At 33.0% G+C, this 20,796-nt stretch carries 21 protein-coding genes; 20 read left to right on the forward strand and 1 reads right to left on the reverse strand.

Translation table 11 applies throughout. The features are described from left to right. Positions 1-10: 10 nt before the first annotated feature. The 19 genes from AC8GF4_RS09705 to AC8GF4_RS09795 all read left to right on the forward strand — a co-directional run bounded on the left by AC8GF4_RS09705 (position 11) and on the right by AC8GF4_RS09795 (position 18,737). A complete protein-coding gene (locus tag AC8GF4_RS09705; protein WP_506594272.1) occupies positions 11-643 on the forward strand; it encodes an NAD(P)H-dependent oxidoreductase in 633 nt (210 codons plus the stop codon). Between the two features lie 140 nt (positions 644-783). Continuing rightward, positions 784-1,350: a YceI family protein gene (locus AC8GF4_RS09710; protein WP_506594274.1), complete on the forward strand. Its 567-nt coding sequence runs from the start codon at positions 784-786 to the stop codon at positions 1,348-1,350. Positions 1,351-1,635: 285 nt separating this feature from the next. After that, on the forward strand, positions 1,636-2,913 hold the full coding sequence (locus tag AC8GF4_RS09715; protein WP_506594276.1) for a beta-helix domain-containing protein: 1,278 nt from the start codon (positions 1,636-1,638) through the stop codon (positions 2,911-2,913). Positions 2,914-3,152: 239 nt separating this feature from the next. Beyond that, positions 3,153-3,719 carry a YceI family protein gene (locus tag AC8GF4_RS09720; protein ID WP_506594277.1) on the forward strand — a complete coding sequence of 189 codons (567 nt, stop codon included), beginning with the start codon at positions 3,153-3,155 and terminating at the stop codon, positions 3,717-3,719. Positions 3,720-4,008: 289 nt separating this feature from the next. Then, positions 4,009-5,409, forward strand: a complete 1,401-nt coding sequence (locus AC8GF4_RS09725; protein WP_506594278.1) for an anthranilate synthase component I family protein — start codon at positions 4,009-4,011, stop codon at positions 5,407-5,409. Positions 5,410-5,488: 79 nt separating this feature from the next. Further along, positions 5,489-6,055 (forward strand): anthranilate synthase component II, encoded by a 567-nt coding sequence (locus AC8GF4_RS09730; protein ID WP_506594279.1) that lies wholly within the window; start codon positions 5,489-5,491, stop codon positions 6,053-6,055. A 52-nt stretch (positions 6,056-6,107) separates the two neighbouring features. Then, on the forward strand, positions 6,108-6,944 hold the full coding sequence (locus AC8GF4_RS09735) for a c-type cytochrome (RefSeq protein ID WP_506594280.1): 837 nt from the start codon (positions 6,108-6,110) through the stop codon (positions 6,942-6,944). A gap of 118 nt (positions 6,945-7,062) precedes the next feature. Beyond that, the gene (gene trpD, locus AC8GF4_RS09740; RefSeq protein WP_506594281.1) at positions 7,063-8,061 is read left to right on the forward strand and encodes an anthranilate phosphoribosyltransferase; all 999 of its coding nucleotides are present in this window, start codon (positions 7,063-7,065) and stop codon (positions 8,059-8,061) included. A gap of 61 nt (positions 8,062-8,122) precedes the next feature. Next, the gene (gene trpC, locus AC8GF4_RS09745; RefSeq protein ID WP_506594283.1) at positions 8,123-8,902 is read left to right on the forward strand and encodes an indole-3-glycerol phosphate synthase TrpC; all 780 of its coding nucleotides are present in this window, start codon (positions 8,123-8,125) and stop codon (positions 8,900-8,902) included. Positions 8,903-8,954: 52 nt separating this feature from the next. After that, the gene (locus AC8GF4_RS09750) at positions 8,955-9,587 is read left to right on the forward strand and encodes a phosphoribosylanthranilate isomerase (protein WP_506594284.1); all 633 of its coding nucleotides are present in this window, start codon (positions 8,955-8,957) and stop codon (positions 9,585-9,587) included. A gap of 11 nt (positions 9,588-9,598) precedes the next feature. Next, on the forward strand, positions 9,599-10,780 hold the full coding sequence (trpB, locus tag AC8GF4_RS09755) for a tryptophan synthase subunit beta (protein ID WP_506594285.1): 1,182 nt from the start codon (positions 9,599-9,601) through the stop codon (positions 10,778-10,780). Between the two features lie 72 nt (positions 10,781-10,852). Continuing rightward, positions 10,853-11,563: a DUF6090 family protein gene (locus tag AC8GF4_RS09760; RefSeq protein ID WP_506594286.1), complete on the forward strand. Its 711-nt coding sequence runs from the start codon at positions 10,853-10,855 to the stop codon at positions 11,561-11,563. Between the two features lie 360 nt (positions 11,564-11,923). Beyond that, the gene (locus AC8GF4_RS09765; protein ID WP_506594287.1) at positions 11,924-12,244 is read left to right on the forward strand and encodes a gamma-glutamylcyclotransferase family protein; all 321 of its coding nucleotides are present in this window, start codon (positions 11,924-11,926) and stop codon (positions 12,242-12,244) included. A gap of 36 nt (positions 12,245-12,280) precedes the next feature. Further along, on the forward strand, positions 12,281-13,042 hold the full coding sequence (gene trpA, locus AC8GF4_RS09770) for a tryptophan synthase subunit alpha (RefSeq protein WP_506594288.1): 762 nt from the start codon (positions 12,281-12,283) through the stop codon (positions 13,040-13,042). 21 nt (positions 13,043-13,063) lie between these two features. Beyond that, positions 13,064-13,516 (forward strand): GNAT family N-acetyltransferase, encoded by a 453-nt coding sequence (locus AC8GF4_RS09775; protein WP_506594289.1) that lies wholly within the window; start codon positions 13,064-13,066, stop codon positions 13,514-13,516. A 389-nt stretch (positions 13,517-13,905) separates the two neighbouring features. Then, positions 13,906-14,532, forward strand: a complete 627-nt coding sequence (locus tag AC8GF4_RS09780; protein ID WP_506594290.1) for a TetR/AcrR family transcriptional regulator — start codon at positions 13,906-13,908, stop codon at positions 14,530-14,532. After that, positions 14,522-15,841, forward strand: a complete 1,320-nt coding sequence (locus AC8GF4_RS09785) for a TolC family protein (protein ID WP_506594292.1) — start codon at positions 14,522-14,524, stop codon at positions 15,839-15,841. The genes AC8GF4_RS09780 and AC8GF4_RS09785 overlap by 11 nt, the downstream gene beginning before the upstream one ends. 14 nt (positions 15,842-15,855) lie before the next feature. Further along, positions 15,856-16,935, forward strand: a complete 1,080-nt coding sequence (locus tag AC8GF4_RS09790) for an HlyD family secretion protein (protein WP_506594293.1) — start codon at positions 15,856-15,858, stop codon at positions 16,933-16,935. A gap of 218 nt (positions 16,936-17,153) precedes the next feature. Then, positions 17,154-18,737, forward strand: a complete 1,584-nt coding sequence (locus AC8GF4_RS09795; protein ID WP_506594294.1) for a DHA2 family efflux MFS transporter permease subunit — start codon at positions 17,154-17,156, stop codon at positions 18,735-18,737. 448 nt (positions 18,738-19,185) lie between these two features. Here AC8GF4_RS09795 and yaaA read toward each other — a convergent pair whose 3' ends face one another. Continuing rightward, positions 19,186-19,944, reverse strand: a complete 759-nt coding sequence (gene yaaA, locus AC8GF4_RS09800) for a peroxide stress protein YaaA (RefSeq protein ID WP_506594296.1) — start codon at positions 19,942-19,944, stop codon at positions 19,186-19,188. 327 nt (positions 19,945-20,271) lie between these two features. Between yaaA and AC8GF4_RS09805 the strand changes: the two genes are divergently transcribed. Beyond that, complete coding sequence (locus AC8GF4_RS09805; protein ID WP_506594297.1) at positions 20,272-20,790, forward strand: GNAT family N-acetyltransferase; 519 nt, start codon at positions 20,272-20,274, stop codon at positions 20,788-20,790. Positions 20,791-20,796 lie beyond the last annotated feature (6 nt).

The following is a 20,796-nucleotide window of genomic DNA, read 5'->3' on the forward strand; positions in this document are numbered from 1 at the left end:
TAATCCTATTATGAGCAATTTTTTAAACAATCAAAATTGGAGATACGCTACAAAGAAATTTGATGCCTCAAAAAAAATTTCACCCGATGATTTAAATATCTTAAAAGAAGCCATTCGTTTAAGTTCTTCTTCGTACGGATTACAACCTTATAAAGTTGTCATTGTAGAAAATCCAGAACTTAGATCCCGATTACAACCCGCAGCTTGGGGACAATCTCAAATAGTAGATGCTTCACATTTATTTGTTTTTGCCAATGAAACTAATCTTGGAGCAGCATCTGTAGATGATTTGTTGAAATTAACCAGCGAAACAAGAAACACTCCAATGGAAACACTTGCAGGTTATGGAAATTTCATGAAATCTACCATTGCAAAATTGTCTGCCGAGGCCAAAAATATATGGACAGCCAAACAAACATACTTGGCTTTGGGTAATTTACTAAATGCAGCTGCCGAACTTAAAATTGACATTACTCCAATGGAAGGTTTTGATCCCAATCAAGTAAATGAAATATTAGGATTATATAGTCTCAATCTTAATGCTACTTTGATGGCAACTGTTGGTTACCGTCATGCAGAAGATGCTTCTCAATTTTACAAAAAAGTCAGAAAATCAAACGAAGATTTATTTATAATATTATAACAATTCTAAGCTTCTAAGTCTCTAAGACACTAAGTAACTAAGATTTAAGCAATCGTTTATTTTCTTTAAAAGCAAATAAACTTAGATTCCTAGACACTTAGTAGCTTAGTAACTAAATAACTATTAACTCAAAATCACAAATGAAAAAATTAAAATCAATTGCCTTTTTACTAGTAATCGCACTATCAACATTAGCAACAGCTCAAACCAAAAAAGTAGATGCTTCCAAAAGCAGTATTAATTGGGTTGGAAAAAAAGTAACAGGACAACATTCGGGGACAATAAATATTAAAGAAGCTACTTTAGTTTTTGATGGTCAAAAACTTACTGCTGGAACTTTCACAGTTGACATGCCTTCGATAACGGTAACCGATTTAAAAGCAGGTGATGGAAAAGAGGATCTAGAAGGACATTTAAAAGCAGACGATTTCTTTGGGACAGAAAAACATCCAACGTCAACTTTGGTTTTTAAAACTATTGCTACAAAAGGAAATGACCTATATAATGTAACAGCCGATTTAACAATAAAAGGAAAAACAAATCCTATAACTTTTGATATACTTGTAAAAGGGAATACAGCTACTGCTACATTGAAAGTGGACAGAACAAAATATGATATCAAATACAAATCGGGTAGCTTTTTTGATGGATTAGGAAACAAAGTAATTTATGATGATTTTGAATTAACAGTGAAACTGAAATTTTAATTCACCCTCTCATTTCTATACAAACCCTTTCAAAAATTGAAGGGGTTTCTTTATTTAGCCCTTAAAACACTGTAGTAATGATATTTAAAAAGTATTGTTATTAAAAGAAAACCTTCAAAATGATTTCACTTCAAAAAAACACCAAAAACAATGGTACTATGACTTAACTTAAACGTGACAATCACATAATATTAAAAAAATACTCTTAAAACATACTAGTTGTAAATTTGAATAAAACAATTAACCCCATAAGAGTTCAACTTTAAACCTACAATCTGTATTGTTATGAAAAAATTAATATTAGTTGCAAGTATCTTTCTTATTACATTTACAACTATAAATGCACAACAAATAAAAGGAATTATTGGAGAAAATAACTGGCTTTCCAATTGGACCAATTTTACACCTTCGACCACAAATTACAATACTGCCAACCAAATTTTAACAGGCAACATTGAAATCAACACAAAACTTACCAAAGGAATAACATATCGATTAATCGGAACAGTTTATGTAACAAATAAAGCTGTTTTGACTATTGAACCTGGAACTGTAATTAGAGGAGATAAAGAATCTTGTGGAACTCTAGTTATAACTAAAGGAGCTAAAATCATAGCAGAAGGAACTGCAAATGATCCAATTGTTTTTACTTCAAACAACAACATATCCGTAAGAAGACCTGGTGATTGGGGTGGAATTATCATCCTTGGAGATGCACCTACAAATAAAATTGGAGGAACAGGATATTTGGATTTCAACCTAGATTCAACATTAAGTTATTACGGTGGAGAAGATTCTAACAGCAATTCTGGAATACTAAAATATGTACGAATTGAATATTCAGGCCATAAAATAAATGCCTTAAAAGAATTAAATGGTCTATCATTGGCTGGGGTTGGAAAAGGCACAAAACTTGATTTTATACAAATTAGTTTTTCAAATGATGATTCATTCGAATGTTATGGAGGCGAAGTCAATTTCAATAACTTAATTTCTTTTAGAGCAACAGATGATGACTATGATTTTACCCAAGGTGCACAATGTATAATATCCAATAGTATCGCTATTCGTAACCCTTATTCTTCGGATAGATCTGGTTCTAGATGTTTTGAAATTGACTCTTATGACAAAATTGAATCTACCGATATTAACAAAAAACTCACCAAAATTACAGCCAACAACATGACTCTTGTAAATACGGAAGACAACAATCAAGGTTTGGTTAGAGAAGCGATTTATGTCAAAGAAAAAAGCTATTTTAATATCAACAACAGTGTTATTGATGGATTCAGCACATGTGTATTACTCGAAAACAAAATAGGAGCAGTTGCAACAAATCTTGCCAAAATAAACATTCAGAACATACAAATCAACCGATGTAATGGAGTGGTTCAAAGCGAAAATGCTACTGTTAATCCAGAGTTGTTAAACTGGTATAACAGTGATACATTTTCATTAGAATTTACAAAATTTAATAATGCTGAATTATTTATGCAATCCGACATAAAAGAATTCCCAGATTTTAGAACCAAAAAAATAACTTTTTTAGCCAGTTCAAAATAGTTACTTCCATACAATTGTAAAGCAGTAAGCCTGATATTTTTATCAGGCTTCGTTTTTATTTAAAACACCATCTTTAAATATTAAACAGAAACGAATTGAAATTCAGATTTTTAAAGTAACTTTATATACTTATTTACAACTACATTTCAATATTTAGAGTGTTCCATTTTTTGATTCAATTTATAAAAAACGGAAGCGATTTTTTTACTCACTGTTTTATTAACTTAATTTAAAGAAATATGAAGAGGCTAAAATTAATTTGTGCATCACTTTTAATTCTTTTTTCATTTCAAAAAGGAATTGCACAAACCCGTAAAATTGATGTCGTCAAAAGCATCATTAATTGGGAAGGAAAAAAGATAACTGGTCAACACGAGGGAACAATTAACTTCAAAGAGGGTAATCTTATATTCAAAGACAAAAAAGTTGCAGGTGGAAACTTCATTGTAGATATGAAGTCATTATCCAATACCGATCAAACTGGAAGTTCCAAGCAAAAATTAGAAGGCCATTTGAAATCCGAAGATTTTTTTGGTGTTGATAATTTCTCCACTTCAACTTTAGTATTCAAAAGTATCGCCAACAAAGGAAACAATACTTACCTCATCAATGCCGATTTAACAATCAAAGGAATTACCAATTCTATTCAATTTGATTTGGTTGTTGGCGGAAATAAAGCAACTGCTGCATTAAAAGTCAACAGAACAAAATATGATATAAAGTTTGGTTCTGGAAGTTATTTTGATGATTTAGGAGACAAAACCATTTATGATGATTTCGATTTAAATATAGTACTGATTTATTAAATTAGTATTTTTAACAAAAATAAAAGAAAATAATCTTTTTTTTTGATTTAATGTTTTTGTCAAACCAAATATCATTTATATATTTGTAAACAAGAAAATAGAACATGAAAACAATTACAAACAATACTTGGTGGTGGAACAATTTACGTCAGTCGTCGTGAACTAAGCTCCTATAGTATTATTTGAACTATAAATATAAAAGGCTTGTCATCACGACAAGCCTTTTTTTTATTTTAAAAAGAAGCAGAAAACAACAAAAAGAATCATTGTATCAAAAGCAACATAAGGCATGAAAACGTATAAACTACAAACCAACTACAAACAAATCCTAGCCGATACTATTACTCCTGTTAGTGTTTATTTTAAAATTAGAGATAAATTCCCAAACAGCTTGTTATTAGAAAGTAGCGATTATCACGGAAACGACAACAGCTTTTCCTATATCTGTTGCAATCCAATTGCTTCCATAAAAATAGAAAACGAAACCATTTTCAAAAAATACCCTGATGGAACTTCTGAAACTATTAATATTGACGCAAACACCAATATTCCAGAAATCATTCAAGATTTTTCAGGACAATTTAAGTCTGATAAAACCGATTTTAAATTCATCAATAATGGTTTATTTGGATACATTTCTTATGATGCTGTACGTTATTTTGAAAAAGTATCCATCGCAAAAAAAGAAAATAGCAATTCGATTCCCGATGTGTATTATGCAGTGTATCAAAACATCATTGCCATCAACCATTTCAAAAACGAAGCGTATATTTTCTGTCACAGCCTAGATCGAAAAAATAATATATCTGAAATTGAACAACTGCTACAATCTAGAAACATTGCATCCTATAAGTTCTCCAAAGAAGGCGAAGGTTTTTCGAATCTAACCGACCAAGAATTCAAACAAAATGTGGCTTTGGCCAAAAAGCATTGTTTCCGTGGAGATGTGTTTCAACTGGTTTTATCCAGAAGATTTACACAAGGGTTCAAAGGTGATGAATTCAATGTGTATAGAGCTTTAAGAAGCATCAATCCATCCCCTTACCTATTCTTTTTTGATTATGGTGATTTCAAAATATTTGGCTCATCACCCGAAGCACAAATTATTGTCAAAAACCGTAAAGCCGAAATTCACCCTATTGCTGGAACTTTCAAAAGAACTGGTGATGACGAGAAAGATGCCGTTTTGGCCAAAAATTTATCCGAAGACAAAAAAGAAAATAGCGAACATGTGATGTTGGTTGATTTGGCTCGAAATGATTTAAGCCGACACGGACATAATGTGAATGTAGAAAAATATAGAGAAGTGCAGTTTTTCTCCCACGTAATCCATTTAGTCTCCAAAGTAACTGGGCATTTACACGAAAAAGCCACAACTATGCAAGTCGTAGCTGATACCTTCCCCGCAGGAACGTTGAGTGGAGCACCCAAACACAGAGCGATGCAATTGATCGAAGATTACGAAAAAACAAACCGTAATTTTTATGGAGGAGCCATTGGTTTTATGGATTTTGAAGGTAACTTTAATCACGCGATTATGATTCGAACTTTCCTTAGTAAAAACCACCAATTGCATTCACAGGCCGGTGCCGGAATTGTGGCAAGTTCAGACGAAGAAAGCGAAATGCAAGAGGTTTACAATAAGTTACTGGCATTGAATAAAGCATTGGATTTGGCAGAAACGATTTAAAAAAAGTAACCGTTGTTCAGTTTTTAGTGTTCAGTCTTAAACCTGAAACTTTAAATTTTAAACAAAAAAATTAAGCAAAATGAAAAAAATACTAGTCATAGACAATTACGATAGTTTCACTTATAATTTAGTGCATTATCTAGAAGATTTAGATTGTGAAGTTACCGTTTACAGAAACGATGAATTTGATATTGATGAAATAGCAATTTTTGATAAAATTCTACTTTCTCCTGGTCCTGGAATTCCTGACGAAGCTGGATTATTGAAAGCCGTTATCCAAAAATACGCACCAACCAAAAGTATTTTTGGTGTGTGTCTAGGACAACAAGCCATTGGAGAAGTTTTTGGGGGAACATTATCTAATTTAGACAAAGTGTATCACGGAGTTTCTTCAATGGTTAAAACATCAGTTAATGATGAACTTTTATTTGAAGGATTAGGCAACGAATTCGAAGTTGGCCGTTACCATTCTTGGGTAGTTGACACCGATTTACCAGATGTCTTGGAAGCTACTTCTTTTGACGAAAATGGCCAAGTAATGTCTTTGCGTCATAGAACTTATGATGTAAGAGGCGTTCAATTTCATCCGGAAAGTGTATTAACACCAAACGGTAAAAAGATTTTGGAAAATTGGGTGAAATCGTAGAGACGTTGCAATGCAACGTCTCTACTGCAACGCATAAACATTGTAATGAAAAATGAAAACAACCAAAATTCATATCCTATTTTGCCTTTTTATTTTTTGCTTCCTTTCTTGCAACAAGCAGAAAGAGCAAAAAACAGAACCAATAGTTAGTGCCCAACCCGAAATTGTTTTGGATTTATTGGCTATAAAGGCAAAAAACAAATTAGGAAAAGATACTGTTGTTACAATTATAAATGACCCTGTTTATCTCAAAACAAAGAAATATAATGTTGTAAACGCATTAGTTCTTTTAAAAACTGAAATTGATTTATCAAAAGTTGATATAAAAAATACCTTAATTGTTTTTGAATGTATTGATGGTTATAAGCCCGAAATGTCACTTGAATTATTCTTAAATGCAAAACCTTTTTTGGCTTTTAAAGATATTGATGCTCCAAAAGGTTCCAATTGGGAAAAGATTATCAAGAATAGAAACGAGATGAATGCCGACCCATTTTATTTGGTTTATACGAATGTTACAGCAAAAGATTCTAAGTATAAATGGCCTTACAATTTGGTAAAAATTCATCTGGAATCAAAAAACAAGAATGAAGCCTTAACACCAATAGGAGATGAAAAAGCAACAAAAGGTTTCGTATTATTTCAAAAACAATGCATCACCTGTCATGCAATAAATGGCATTGGAGGCGAAATGGGACCTGAATTAAATTATCCAAAAAGCGTTACAGAATATTGGATAGAAAAAGAATTGGTCGATTACATTGTCAATCCAGTTTCCTTTAGAAACAAAGTAAAAATGCCAACATTAGGAATTACCAAACAACAATCACAGGAAATTGTTGATTATTTAAAATACATGTCAAAGAAGAAAACAGAGATTAGAAGTTAGAAGAAATATATGCCTAAAAAGAAAACAGAGATTAGAAATTAGAAGTTAGAAAAAATAAAAAACTCAGTCCCGATTGCTATCGGTATAGTCACTTAGAAACTTAGTATCTTACATAAAAATGAAAAATATATTAAACAGACTAATCAATCACGAAATTCTCACGAAAGAGGAAGCCAAAAACGTACTGGTTAATATCTCGAGCGGGAGTTACAATCCAAGTCAGATTTCAGCATTTTTGACCGTATATATGATGCGAAGCATTAGTATCGAAGAGTTGGCAGGTTTTAGAGAAGCACTTTTAGAATTGTGCATTCGTGTAGATTTATCAGCTTACAACACTATCGATTTGTGTGGTACAGGAGGTGACGGAAAAGACACTTTCAATATTTCTACTTTAGCTTCTTTTGTGGCAGCAGGAGCAGGAATAAAAGTAGCCAAACACGGTAATTACGGTGTTTCTTCCATTTCGGGTTCGAGTAATGTGATGGAAAAATTGGGAGTAAAATTCAGTAACGACAATGATTTTCTTGAAAAATGTATCGACAAAGCTGGGATTGCTATTTTACACGCACCTTTGTTTCACCCTGCAATGAAAAACGTAGGCCCTATTCGAAAAGAATTGGGTGTTAAAACCTTTTTCAATATGTTGGGACCAATGGTAAATCCATCGTTCCCACAAAACCAATTGGTAGGTGTTTTCAATCTCGAATTGGCTAGAATGTATAGTTATTTGTACCAAAACACTTCTGTCAATTTCACCATTTTACATTCCTTGGATGGTTATGATGAAGTTTCTTTGACTGGTCCAACAAAAATGATAACCAGTACAAAAGAAGGGGTATTAAATCCTACTGATTTTGGAGTTCGGCTTTTAGAACAAAACGAAATCGAAGGCGGAAAAACCATCGAAGAATCGGCAGAAATGTTTATGAATATTATATCCGGAAAAGGAAATGAAGCCCAAAATAATGTAGTCTGTGCCAATGCAGGAATAGCGATTGCTACTGTAACAAAATGCTCTACTCTAGAAGGATTTCAAATAGCGAAAGAAAGTATAGTATCCGGAAAAGGTTTTCTAGCTTTGAAAAAAGTACAAGAACTAAGTAAAGCCCCATAACACCCAGATGGGGGAACTAGCTACAAACTCATAAAATTTGAACTTTAGAATCTTAAAAAAAATGAACATATTAGATAAAATCATAGTTGACAAAAAAAGAGAAGTTATTCTCAAAAAATCCATCATTCCAGTTTCACAATTGGAAAGTTCGATTTTCTTTGGTAAAAAAACAATTTCTTTAAGTCAAAACTTAAAAGACAGTAACTCTGGAATCATTGCAGAGCACAAACGCCGTTCTCCTTCAAAAGCTGAAATTAATTATAGTTTCACCGTGGAAGAAGTTGTCAAAGGATACGAAAGTGCCGGTGCTTGCGGGATTTCAGTCTTGACAGATGGAAAATATTTTGGAGGTTCTCTAGACGATTTGCTTTTGGCAAGAGCTTCAGTAAATATACCACTGTTACGAAAAGAATTTATTGTAGACGAATACCAAATCTTAGAAGCCAAAGCACACGGAGCCGATTTGATTTTACTGATTGCAGCCGTTTTGACTAGAGACGAAATCAAATCATTATCCGAATTTGCCAAAGGTTTAGGATTGGAAGTATTATTGGAAGTTCATAATTTAGAAGAATTAGAAAAATCGATTATGCCAACTTTGGATATGATTGGTGTCAATAATAGAAACTTAAAAACTTTCGAAGTAAGTTTGGATTTCAGCAAAGAATTAGCCTCAAAAATTCCGAATGATTTTGTAAAAGTTTCCGAAAGCGGGATTTCATCAGTCGAATCGATAAATGAATTAAAGCCATACGGTTACAAAGGATTCTTGATTGGAGAAAACTTTATGAAAACCGACAATGCAGGAAAAGCAGCAACGGAATTTATTAGCAAATTGTAAATAAAAAACAAATATTAACTTATGGCGCCTTAGCGTCTTAGCGGTAAAACAAATGAAACTCAAAATTTGCGGCATGAAATACCCTGACAACATACTCGAAGTAGGTTCGATCCTACCCGATTATATGGGATTTATATTCTGGGAAAAATCGGCTCGCTATTTTGACGGTGATATGCCAGACTTGCCAAAATCAATAAAAAAAGTAGGGGTTTTTGTTAATGAGAATATTGAAGTAATTGAAGAAAAAATAGCAAAATACAATTTACAAGCCATTCAATTACACGGTCAGGAATCGGTTGATTTTTGTTCGGAAATAAAAGCTAAATTTGATACTTCCATCGAAATCATCAAAGTATTTTCGGCAGATGAGCATTTTGATTTTAGCATTTTAAAACCATTCGAAGCTGTTTGTGACTATTTCCTTTTTGATACCAAAGGAAAATTACCTGGTGGAAACGGCACGACATTCGATTGGCGAATATTAGAAAATTACCCTTCTAAAAAACCGTTCTTTCTGAGTGGTGGAATCGGAATCGAGGAAATGGATTCCATATATGAAATATCGAAAACCAATTTACCGATTTATGCTATAGATATAAACAGTAGATTTGAAATTGAACCAGGATTAAAAAACATACAATTATGTAGAGACGTTGCACTGCAATTTCTCTACGGAAACAAATAAAAAAAATAAAAATGTCATACAACGTCAACGAAAAAGGCTATTACGGAGAATTTGGAGGAGCCTACATTCCAGAAATGTTATATCCAAATGTAGAAGAACTACGTCAGAAATATTTAGAAATCACTGCTGAACCCGAATTCAAAGCAGAGTTTGACCAACTACTCAAAGATTACGTTGGTCGTCCAAGTCCTTTGTATTTTGCTAAAAGACTATCAGAAAAGTACAATGCCAAAATTTATCTCAAAAGAGAAGATTTAAATCATACAGGAGCTCATAAAGTTAACAATACCATTGGGCAAATATTAGTTGCCAAACGATTGGGCAAAAAACGCATCATAGCCGAAACAGGTGCAGGACAACATGGAGTTGCAACAGCAACTGTTTGTGCCTTAATGGGTATGCAATGCATTGTTTACATGGGTGAAATCGACATTGCACGTCAAGCGCCAAACGTTGCCCGCATGAAAATGCTAGGTGCCGAAGTTCGTCCAGCGCTTTCGGGTTCAAGAACACTAAAAGACGCCACCAACGAAGCCATTCGCGATTGGATTAACAATCCTGTCGACACCCATTATATCATCGGATCGGCCATTGGACCTCATCCTTATCCAGATATGGTAACTCGTTTTCAAAGCATCATTTCCGAAGAAATCAAATGGCAGCTTAAAGAAAAAGAAGGTCGCGAAAACCCAGATTATGTAGTCGCTTGTATTGGCGGTGGTAGCAATGCTGCAGGGACTTTTTACCACTTTTTACACGAGCCTGAAGTGGGTATTGTAGCAGTTGAAGCTGCTGGAAAAGGCGTCAATAGCGGTCATAGTGCAGCCACCAGCAAACTAGGTAAAGTGGGCGTTATTCATGGTTGCAAAACCCTGTTGATGCAAACTCCCGATGGTCAAATTACAGAACCGTATTCGATTTCTGCAGGTCTTGATTATCCTGGCGTTGGTCCTATGCACGCACATTTGGCGCAATCAGGACGCGGAGAATTCTACTCCGTAACCGATGACGATGCTATGCATGCCGGTTTGGAGCTTACACAACTAGAAGGTATTATTCCTGCGATTGAAAGTGCACATGCATTTGCTATATTTAAACAAAAAGAATTCAAACCTACTGACATTGTTGTAATCAGCCTTTCCGGTCGTGGCGACAAAGATTTAGACAATTATATCGATTATTTTAAATTATAACTGAACACTGAATCTTCTTAAGGTTATCGGGCTATAAACACTATTTAACAAGAAAAAAAAACTTAAAAAATTATGCAAGAAGAGATTATAAAACATACCAAACAGGCTTACAAAAAATCAAAAAATCCAAAGCACTCTTTTGGAGAAAAAACAAAAGAAATAATCATTGAAGTTTTCATCATTGTATTTGCGATTTCACTTTCTATTTGGCTTCATAGTTGGAGCGAGCACAGGCATCAACAAGAAGAAGTAAACGTTTTTCTCAGCAATTTAAAAAATGATTTAAAAGAGGACATAGAAAATATTGAAATTGAAAAGAAAGAATATGAAAAATCAAACACGGGCTACCAAAAACTTTTAGACCTAACTGCTTTCCAAATTGATAGTATTTCTAAATCAAAAAATAATAAATTTAATTTCCCGGTTCATTCACAAGGCCCTAAAAATATTATTGGAAATTTTGAAGGTTTTAAGTCTAGTGGCAAAATTGGCTACATAGAGGATGAAAAACTAAAACAGAAAATTTTAAATTATTATCAAGTGATAGTGCCTGCAATTAATGAAGTTGACAAGGTATACAATGATTTTTTGTTCAAGTGTTTCGATAAAATGATAGAAAATGCAGACAAGTCCGATGAAAAATTATATTCAGATGCAAAATTCAAGAAGACGATATTTTTTCTCATCATGATTGGTAAAAATAACATAAGGGTTTATGAAAAAAATTCAATACCCGAAGCAAACCAACTTATCAAAGAAATAGAAAAATCCATGAATAAATAAAAGAGCACTCAATGTCCAATTTGGATATTATTATATATTGTTAATATTGAAAAACACTCGAAAATACCTGTGCCTTTGCCGTTCTAGACGAAATGAAATTCAAAAAAGGCTATATTGTAGTGCTAAATTTTTCGAGAAGAGAAGACAAAGATTTGAATGCTAATATTGATCATTTTTAAATTGTAGTTGGGCGTTCCCGCAGAAAAAGCGGTCGGGCTATCCGCTATATTCCCGATTAACAAAAACTACGGCAAAAAAGCCTTGTTTTTCTAAATCGGGAGATGTCGCTTCTATCCCTAACGCAAACGCAATCAATAATTAAAATTTAAATACCATTAACATTTCCAAAAAATAAAATCTATGCAAAAATTATTCGCTTACGGTAGCTTACAACATGAAGATGTCCAAGAAGATTTGTTTGGACGTTTACTTAAAGGGACACCTGAAACATTAATTGGATATGAATTAAATGAAATTCAAATCGAAGAAGAATTTGGCATTGTTCATTATCCTATTATAATGGAAACCAACAAGGCCGAAGACACTATTAGTGGCATTGTATATGAAGTTTCGTTAAATGAACTACACCAAGCAGACCTATATGAAGGAAAGCATTACAAACGGGTTGAAGTACAGTTGCAATCCAACCAAAAAGCTTGGGCTTATAGCGCTGCAATTTAATTAATAAAAGAATTGAGAATATTTTAAAAATATAAAATGAACAGAATAAATCAAAAATTACAAGAAGACAAAAAAATACTTTCCATCTACTTTTCAGCTGGATATCCTAATTTGAATGACACCGTACAAATCATTCAGGACTTAGAAAAAAATGGTATTGATATGATCGAAATTGGATTGCCGTTTAGCGACCCTTTGGCAGATGGACCAACCATTCAAGCCAGCTCAACACAGGCTTTGCATAACGGAATGACCACACAAATTTTGTTTGACCAACTGAAGGACATTCGCCAAAGCGTATCTATTCCTTTGGTGATTATGGGGTATTTTAATCCAATGTTACAATATGGAGTAGAGCAATTCTGTAAAAGTTGTTCCGAAATTGGAATAGATGGACTTATTATTCCAGATTTACCAGTTGATGTGTATGCCGAAGAATACAAAGATACTTTCGAGAAATACGGCTTAAAAAACATTTTTTTAATCACGCCACAAACTTCGGACGAACGCATTCGTTTTATAGACAGTGTTTCGGATGGATTTATTTATATGGTCAGCTCTGCCAGTGTAACGGGTTCAAGCGCTGGTTTTGGAAGCAACCAAGAAGCCTATTTCAAACGCATTTCCGATATGAATCTAAGAAACCCACAAGTGATTGGATTTGGAATTAATAATGCCGAAACCTTCAATCAAGCGACTCGGTTTGCTAAAGGAGCCATTATTGGAAGTGCTTTTATCACGTATTTAACGGAGAATGGAACTGGTAAAATTGAAGAATTTGTAAAAGCAATTCGATAGATAACTTTTAAGTAATACGGTATGACAAGCATTAGACGAACTACTTCCGAAAATACCAATTTTCAAAATCTAGTCGTTTTGCTCGATGTAGATTTGAAAATAAAAGATGGTCAAGATCACGATTTTTATGCACAATACAACAAATTAGACACAATCAATCATGTTGTTGTTTGTTATCAAGACAATATTGCCATTGGTTGTGGTGCCTTCAAAGAATATGATTCGAATACAGTTGAGATAAAAAGAATGTTTGTGCATCCCAATTTTCGAGGAAAAGGTATTGCTAGTATAATTCTCAAAGAGTTAGAAATCTGGGCAATCGAGCTCAATTACAAATGTTGTGTTCTAGAAACGGGTACAAACAATCCTCAAGCCATTGCTTTGTATCACAAATCGGGTTATGAAATCATTCCTAATTATGGTCAATATCAAAATATTGAAGCAAGCGCTTGTTTGAAAAAATTCATTCGATAAATAGCGAAAATGAGGCTCACTTTTGTATGAATCGATCCTACGGAACTTTAGTTTGGGTTTGACTTAAATATCAACGGATTGAAATTTGTTGCTACAAAACAGACCGTTCCTTCAGAACTTTCTTAAAGCTGTAGGCTTGATTCATATTGTATAATTCCGTCTTTTTTTTATATATAATATGCTAAAACTGTGTGAAAAATAAAACATGCAAATTTAGTCCATTCTTCAACATAATGACAAATTAAGCTATTCTCAAAAAAAACTACATACTATTTCTTATTAATTAAAATAATCCTTATTCCCAATCGTTAAAGAAAAGTTAAAAATATATTAAACAATCGTTTAATTTAAACAGTTGTTTAATTTCGCTCCGAATTAAAAATGTTACATTGAAAACGGACTTTAACGACAAACAAATACAAATTCTTCAAGTGGCCGAAACGCTATTTGCAGAGAAAGGATTTGACGGTACTTCGATAAGAGACATTGCCAAAGAAGCCAAAATAAATATCGCCATGATATCCTATTATTTTGGATCCAAAGAACAATTGTTGGAATCATTAATTGTCTATCGTGCAACAGATATTAAATTACAACTGGACATTTTAATTCTAGAAGATTTAAGTCCTCTTGAAAAAATAAACAAATTAATTGCCCTTTATATCCACAGAATAAACGGCAATCGATGCATTTACAAAATTGTTCACTTTGAATTTTCTTCTCAAAAAAGAGAAACAAATTTAGAAGCTTTTACCGAAATAAAGAAAGGAAATCTAAAAGCACTTGAAGCAATTATTCAGGATGGTCAGGAAAAAGGCTTTTTTAGAAAAGATATTATCGTTCCGCTACTCACTCCAACAATTCTTGGAACCTATTTCCATTTTCATTTGAATAGACCTTTTTACGAAAATCTATTACAACTCAATTCCGAAGAAGAATACAATACCTATATAAAAACAACTCTAACAATGCACATTCAGCAAACCATTAAAGCCCTTTTGACATATGAAAGTTAGTTATTTAATGCTATTTGGAGGATTCCTAGTTGGGATTTCGTCCATCAATGCCCAAGAAAAAACTAATTTAAAGCTGGAAGAGGCTATAAATTTGGCTTGGACAAAAAGTAATGAAGTATCATTGGCCAACACCAAAGTGGAAACCAAAAAACAAGAATTACAATCAATTAAAAACAATCAATATCCTGATCTAAAATTATCTGGAGAATATTTACGATTGACTGAAGCTTCGGTCGATTTACAATTTAATGCAGGTGCAAAAGCACTTCCTGTTCCTGATCAATTGTTGGTCGGACAAGCAACACTAAAATTACCTCTTTATGCCGGAATGAAAATTCAAAATGGCATCAAATTACAAGATAATTTGTATCAAGCAGAAAATGCAATGGCCTCACAAACCAAAGAGGTTGTAGCAATGAGAGTTATTAGTTATTACTCTAATTTATACAAATCTAAAAGAACGGTTGAGTTATTAAAAGAAAATTTGAAAACTGCACAACAACGCGTACTTGATTTTACAGCCTTAGAAAAAAATGGAATAATTCCTCGAAATGATTTATTGAAATCACAATTACAAGTTTCAAAAGTTCAATTATCATTAGACCAAGCTATCAATAATGCTACTATTGTAAACTATTATTTGATAACTTTATTAAAGTTACCAACAAATACTAAAATTGATATTCAAGAAAATGATTTGACTCATTTTCAAATGAATAATATCCCTACAAATGAGCAGCCTGCTTTTGAAAACCGTAAAGATCTGGAAGCAGTTCAGTATCAAAGTAAAGCTACACAAGACAACATAAGTTTGGCCAAAGGAGATTATTATCCTAGCATAGCATTGGTTGGTGGATATGCAGCATTAAATCTAAATAATATTGTAACATTAGAAAATGCAATGTATTTTGGAGTTGGTTTATCGTATGATATCAGTGGTATTTACAAAAATGGAACTCAAGTAAAAATTGCTGAAAGTAAAGCCCTTGAAGTAAAAAACTCCGAAGAGTTGCTTAAAGACGACATCCGAATTCAGGTTCAACAAGCCATTACCAACTACGATTTGGCACTAAAACAAGATATCGTTTACAACCAAGCCGTGGAACAAGCTACTGAAAATTATAGAATTGTAAAAGATAAATATGAAAATGGGCTTTCGGATACTAATGATTTATTAGAAGCCGATGTAGAACAACTTAATTCAAAAATAAATGAAACCATTGCCAAAGTAGATGTTATCCAAAAATATTACGAATTGCTTTCGGCTACCGGTCAACTAACTCAAACTTTCAATCTTACAAAAATATAATCACTCCCCATACCATGGAAAAGAAAAAATCAAACGCCAAATTCATCATTATACTATTGGTTTTAATCCTTGCAGGAGGAACTTACGGAATCTCAAAATACCTTCATTCTCAAGCACACGAAGAAACAGATGATGCACAAATAGAGAAAAATATGAATCCAATAATTCCAAGAGTTTCTGGATATATTAACAAAGTATATGTCAAAGACAATGACTTTGTGAAAAAAGGAGATACTTTATTTACAATTGAAAAAAGAGATTATCAATTAAAAATCGAAGAGGCAAATGCTACTTATATTGGTGCAGAAAGTGGATATGATGTTGCCAAAGAAGATATTGGAAGCGCACTTGCTAGCATTGCTGTATCTGATGCTAATGTTCAAACGGCAGGAGGAAATATTGAGACTGCCAAAATAAGATTGGGAAGAGCTACAAGTGATTATGTACGCTACGAAAATTTATACAAAAATCATTCGATTACCAAACAACAATACGAACAAGCATTGGCAGCCAAACAAGAAGCAGAAAATCAAGTTCGTATTTTGCAACAACAACAAAAAGCAAGCGCATTTCAGAAAACGGTTATTGAAGCAAAATCAAGGGTTTCTAATAAACAAACCGATGTAGCTGCAGCTAATATTAAAAAAGCAAAAGCTTTACTAGAAGTAGCCGAACTGAACTTAACCTACACTGTTATTACAGCTGCAATAGATGGGCAGGTATCAAAAATTGATATACAGCCTGGGCAATTAGTGCAACAAGGACAATCGTTGTTTTACATTATAAACAACAATGAAGCATGGGTAGTTGCCAATTTTAAAGAAACACAATTGAATAAAATGGTGATTGGTCAAAAAGTAACTGTAAAAGTAGATGCTTACCCTGACTATGATTTTGAAGGAACTGTTACTTCTTTTTCTCCAGCAACTGGTTCACGTTTTTCATTGTTACCTCCAGATAATGCGACTGGAAATTTTGTAAAAACGATTCAACGATTACCAATAAAGATAAGCTTGAATGCTACAAATGATCCTAAAAAAATCGAATTACTTCGTCCAGGAATGAATGCAGATGTAGATGTGCATTTGAAATAAATCAATAAACATATAAGTCAAATAAGAATTTATTGAAAACAAAATCAAGTAAAACAATAGTTCATTCGAGGAAATATATTTTAATTTATAAAGTATACTCTAACTTATATTCTCTTTTTTTATCACTTGTTTTAACAAATTTTAAAAAACTTATATGACTTATATGTTAAAAAATAGAAGAGCTAATTATTTTTGAATATTGCGAATAAATCAAAAAAATGGTACAAAACGAAGAAGACGATTTAATAGAATACGGTTATAGAAGGGTCATCATTACAATCACTTGTGTGCTTTGTGCTATGCTCGAAATTGTCGATACAACGATTGTAAACGTAGCATTAAATAATATGCGAGGTAGCCTAGGTGCTACTTTAACTGACGTGGCTTGGGTAATTACGGCTTATGCTATTGCAAACGTAATTGTAATACCTATGACGAGTTGGTTGTCACAACAATTTGGGCGTCGTAATTATTTTGCAACCTCCATTGTCATATTTACCATAGCTTCTTTCCTCTGCGGAAACGCTACTAATATATGGGAACTAGTTGCCTTTCGATTCATTCAAGGATTAGGTGGAGGGGCGCTATTGGTAACTGCACAAACCATAATTACAGAAAGTTACCCTGTTGCCAAAAGAGGAATGGCACAAGCTATTTACGGAATGGGTGTTATTGTTGGTCCAACATTGGGTCCGCCATTGGGTGGCTATATTGTTGATCACTATTCTTGGCCTTTTATTTTTTATATTAATATTCCTCTTGGAATAATTGCCACTTTGTTGACCATTGTATTTGTCAAAAGCCCAAAATATGGAGCCAAACTCAAAGCCAATCAAGTAGATTGGTGGGGAATTGTCTTTTTGGCTTCTTTTATTGGATCTCTTCAATTTGTTTTGGAACACGGACAACAAGATGATTGGTTTAACAATAGTACAATTATTGTATTAAGTGTAGTTTCGATATTTGGATTGCTGTTATTCATTTGGAGAGAACTCACCTACAAACATCCTATCGTAAATCTAAAAGTTTTTAAAGACAATAATTTAAAAATTGGTACCATCATGTGTTTCATTTTGGGATTTGGCTTGTATGGCTCAACCTTTATCATCCCGATTTACACCCAATCGGTTTTGGGATGGAGTGCAACCGATGCTGGTTTATTATTGATTCCAAGTTCGATCACTACAGGAATTATGATGCCTTTTATAGGTAAAATGATTCAGCGTGGCATTTCGCAAACCTATATGGTTGCTGCAGGATTCTTTGTGTTTTTCTTATTTACTTTTATGATGCGAGACGTTCTTACTCCAGATACAGGAGTAGAACATATGTTTTGGCCATTAATTCTTAGAGGTGTTGGATTGGGATTATTATTTGTTCCAATCACCACTTTATCTTTATCTACTCTAAAAGGAAAACACATTGGCGAAGGTGCAGCTTTTACAGGAATGATGAGACAATTGGGAGGTTCTTTTGGTATTGCCATCATAACCACTTACATTTCTAGATTCAATCAAGAACACCGAGTGAATCTGGTTTCACATCTGGACAGCACATCATTTGAAGTGCAACAAACAGTACAAAAACTGCAAATGGGTTTTATGTCTAAAGGATATGCCGCCAATGAAGCTTTGGCAAAAGCCTATAAAGTATTAGAATTTAAAGTAATGACACAAAGTTCTGTATTGTCATTTATGGATATTTTTATGTATCTAGGAATACTTTTTCTAGTTTGCATTCCATTTATTCTTTTGATAAAAAAAGGAAAAAACAAAATCAATCCAGCGGATGCAATGCATTAAGATTTTAGATTTTAGATTTTAGATTTTAAATTTTAAATTTTAGATTTCTTAAAAGTTGACAATTTAAAAAACTCCGAATCTCACTTATTGTTTAGTGATTTTCGGAGTTTTTTTTTATATAAAATAAGGCTTTAGCTTTACAAAATCTTAATTCTAATACCAAACCCAAATATAAATTAACCAAAATACTTTTCTGGTTTGAAGTTTTTCTCCCAAGGGCAATAGGGTTAATCTTTTTTCTCGCAAAGGCGCTAAGGCGCTAAGGTCGGACGAATCACTTTGCGCCTTTGCGTCTTTGCGAGAGTTTTAATCTAAAACATATGCGAGAATTTCTGACGCTTATTAATGTATAAGCTTATGCAAAAGATAAGCTTGTTGGACTAATATATATTTGTAACTGGTATAAATACCAAAATCTTAATACTTAATACTAAAATCTTAATACTTATCACCTTGTAAAAACCAAATTATTCCCATTAGACAAGTTAGCATCAAACTGGTAGTCTTCGTAATTGAAACCTTTTAAATCGTCTATCGATTGGGCATTGGTATCGATAATATAACGTACCATCAAACCCCTAGCCTTCTTAGCAAAAAAACTAATTATTTTCAGTTTTCCATCTTTATAATCCTTAAATTCTGGAGTGATAACTGGAACTTTCAACCCTTTGAGATCCACCGCCGAAAAATACTCGTTGCTGGCCAAATTGATAAACAACTCGTCCTTTTTGAGTTCTTTGTTCAATGAATTGGTAATCGTTTTTTTCCAAAACTCATATAAGTTTTTACTTTCGCCAATGGGCAATTTGGTTCCCATTTCAAGTCGATATGGTTGCATTAAATCCAATGGTTTTAAATACCCATACAAACCTGATAAAATCCTCAAACGATCTTGTAGTAAATCTAATTTATCAATCGGAATTGAATAGGCATCGAGCCCGTTATAGACTTCACCATCAAAAGCATAAACGGCAGGTCTCGCATTCTCTCGCGAAAAAGGCGTTTTCCAATCTTGATTGCGTTTCCAGTTCAAATCGGCCAATTTGTCTGAAATCGACATCAGTTCCGATAATTCTTTTGGTGATTGCAATTTTAAAACTTTATGAACTTGTCTGGATTCTTTCAAAAAAGAAGATTCAGTATAATGAGTTGTTGGTAATTCTTTTTCGAAATTTAAGGATTTGGCTGGAGATAAAACAATTTTCATAGCTAGGCTTTCGGATTCATTTTCTTATTAGTTTCAAAAGTACAAATTGAAAACTAGAATATAGAATCTCTGAATTGAATTGTATAATGCTACTATAGTTTTTTAAAATAAGAGTCCTTTAATTTTATAACTTTCCATAATTAATCCCAATTCGATAAAATTGGCCACAGATTAAAAAAAAATCTTATAGATTTCTTTAATAACAGCGCATAAAATCTGTGAGAATCTTTTTAATCTATGGCAAAAAACTTTACTAGGTACATTTTGTGGACAGTCATAATTTATTTTATGTATTTTTGATTTTATAAAGAAATAAAACCAAGTCCAATGTTTGAGATAAAAAAAGCCGATTTAGAAGATTTAACATCAATACAAATAGTAGGTAAACAATCGTTTCTTGAAACTTTTACGGAGAATAACACACCCGAAAATATCGAGAAATACCTTCAAGAAAGTTTCAATACAGCTCAAGTAACTTTAGAAATAAATAATCCTGAGTCTCTTTTTTATTTAGCCTTTTGGGAGAACGAACCTATTGGCTTTTTGAAAGTAAATTTAGGCGAAGCTCAAACAGAATCTATGTATAAAAACACACTTGAAATTCAACGCATCTATGTTTTACAAGCTTTCCATGGAAAAAAAATAGGACAATTACTATTAGACAAAGCTATAGAAATAGCAAAACAACATCTGGTCGATTATGTTTGGCTAGGTGTTTGGGAAGAAAACCACAAAGCCCTCCATTTCTACAACAAAAATGGTTTTGTCACTTTTGACAAACATGTATTTGTATTAGGTGATGATAAACAAACCGATTTAATAATGAAACTCAACACTCAGAACTAAACCTTA

Origin of the sequence: Flavobacterium rarum (SeqCode), from assembly GCF_965234445.1 — a bacterium.
Classification (GTDB): Bacteria; Bacteroidota; Bacteroidia; order Flavobacteriales; family Flavobacteriaceae; genus Flavobacterium; species Flavobacterium rarum.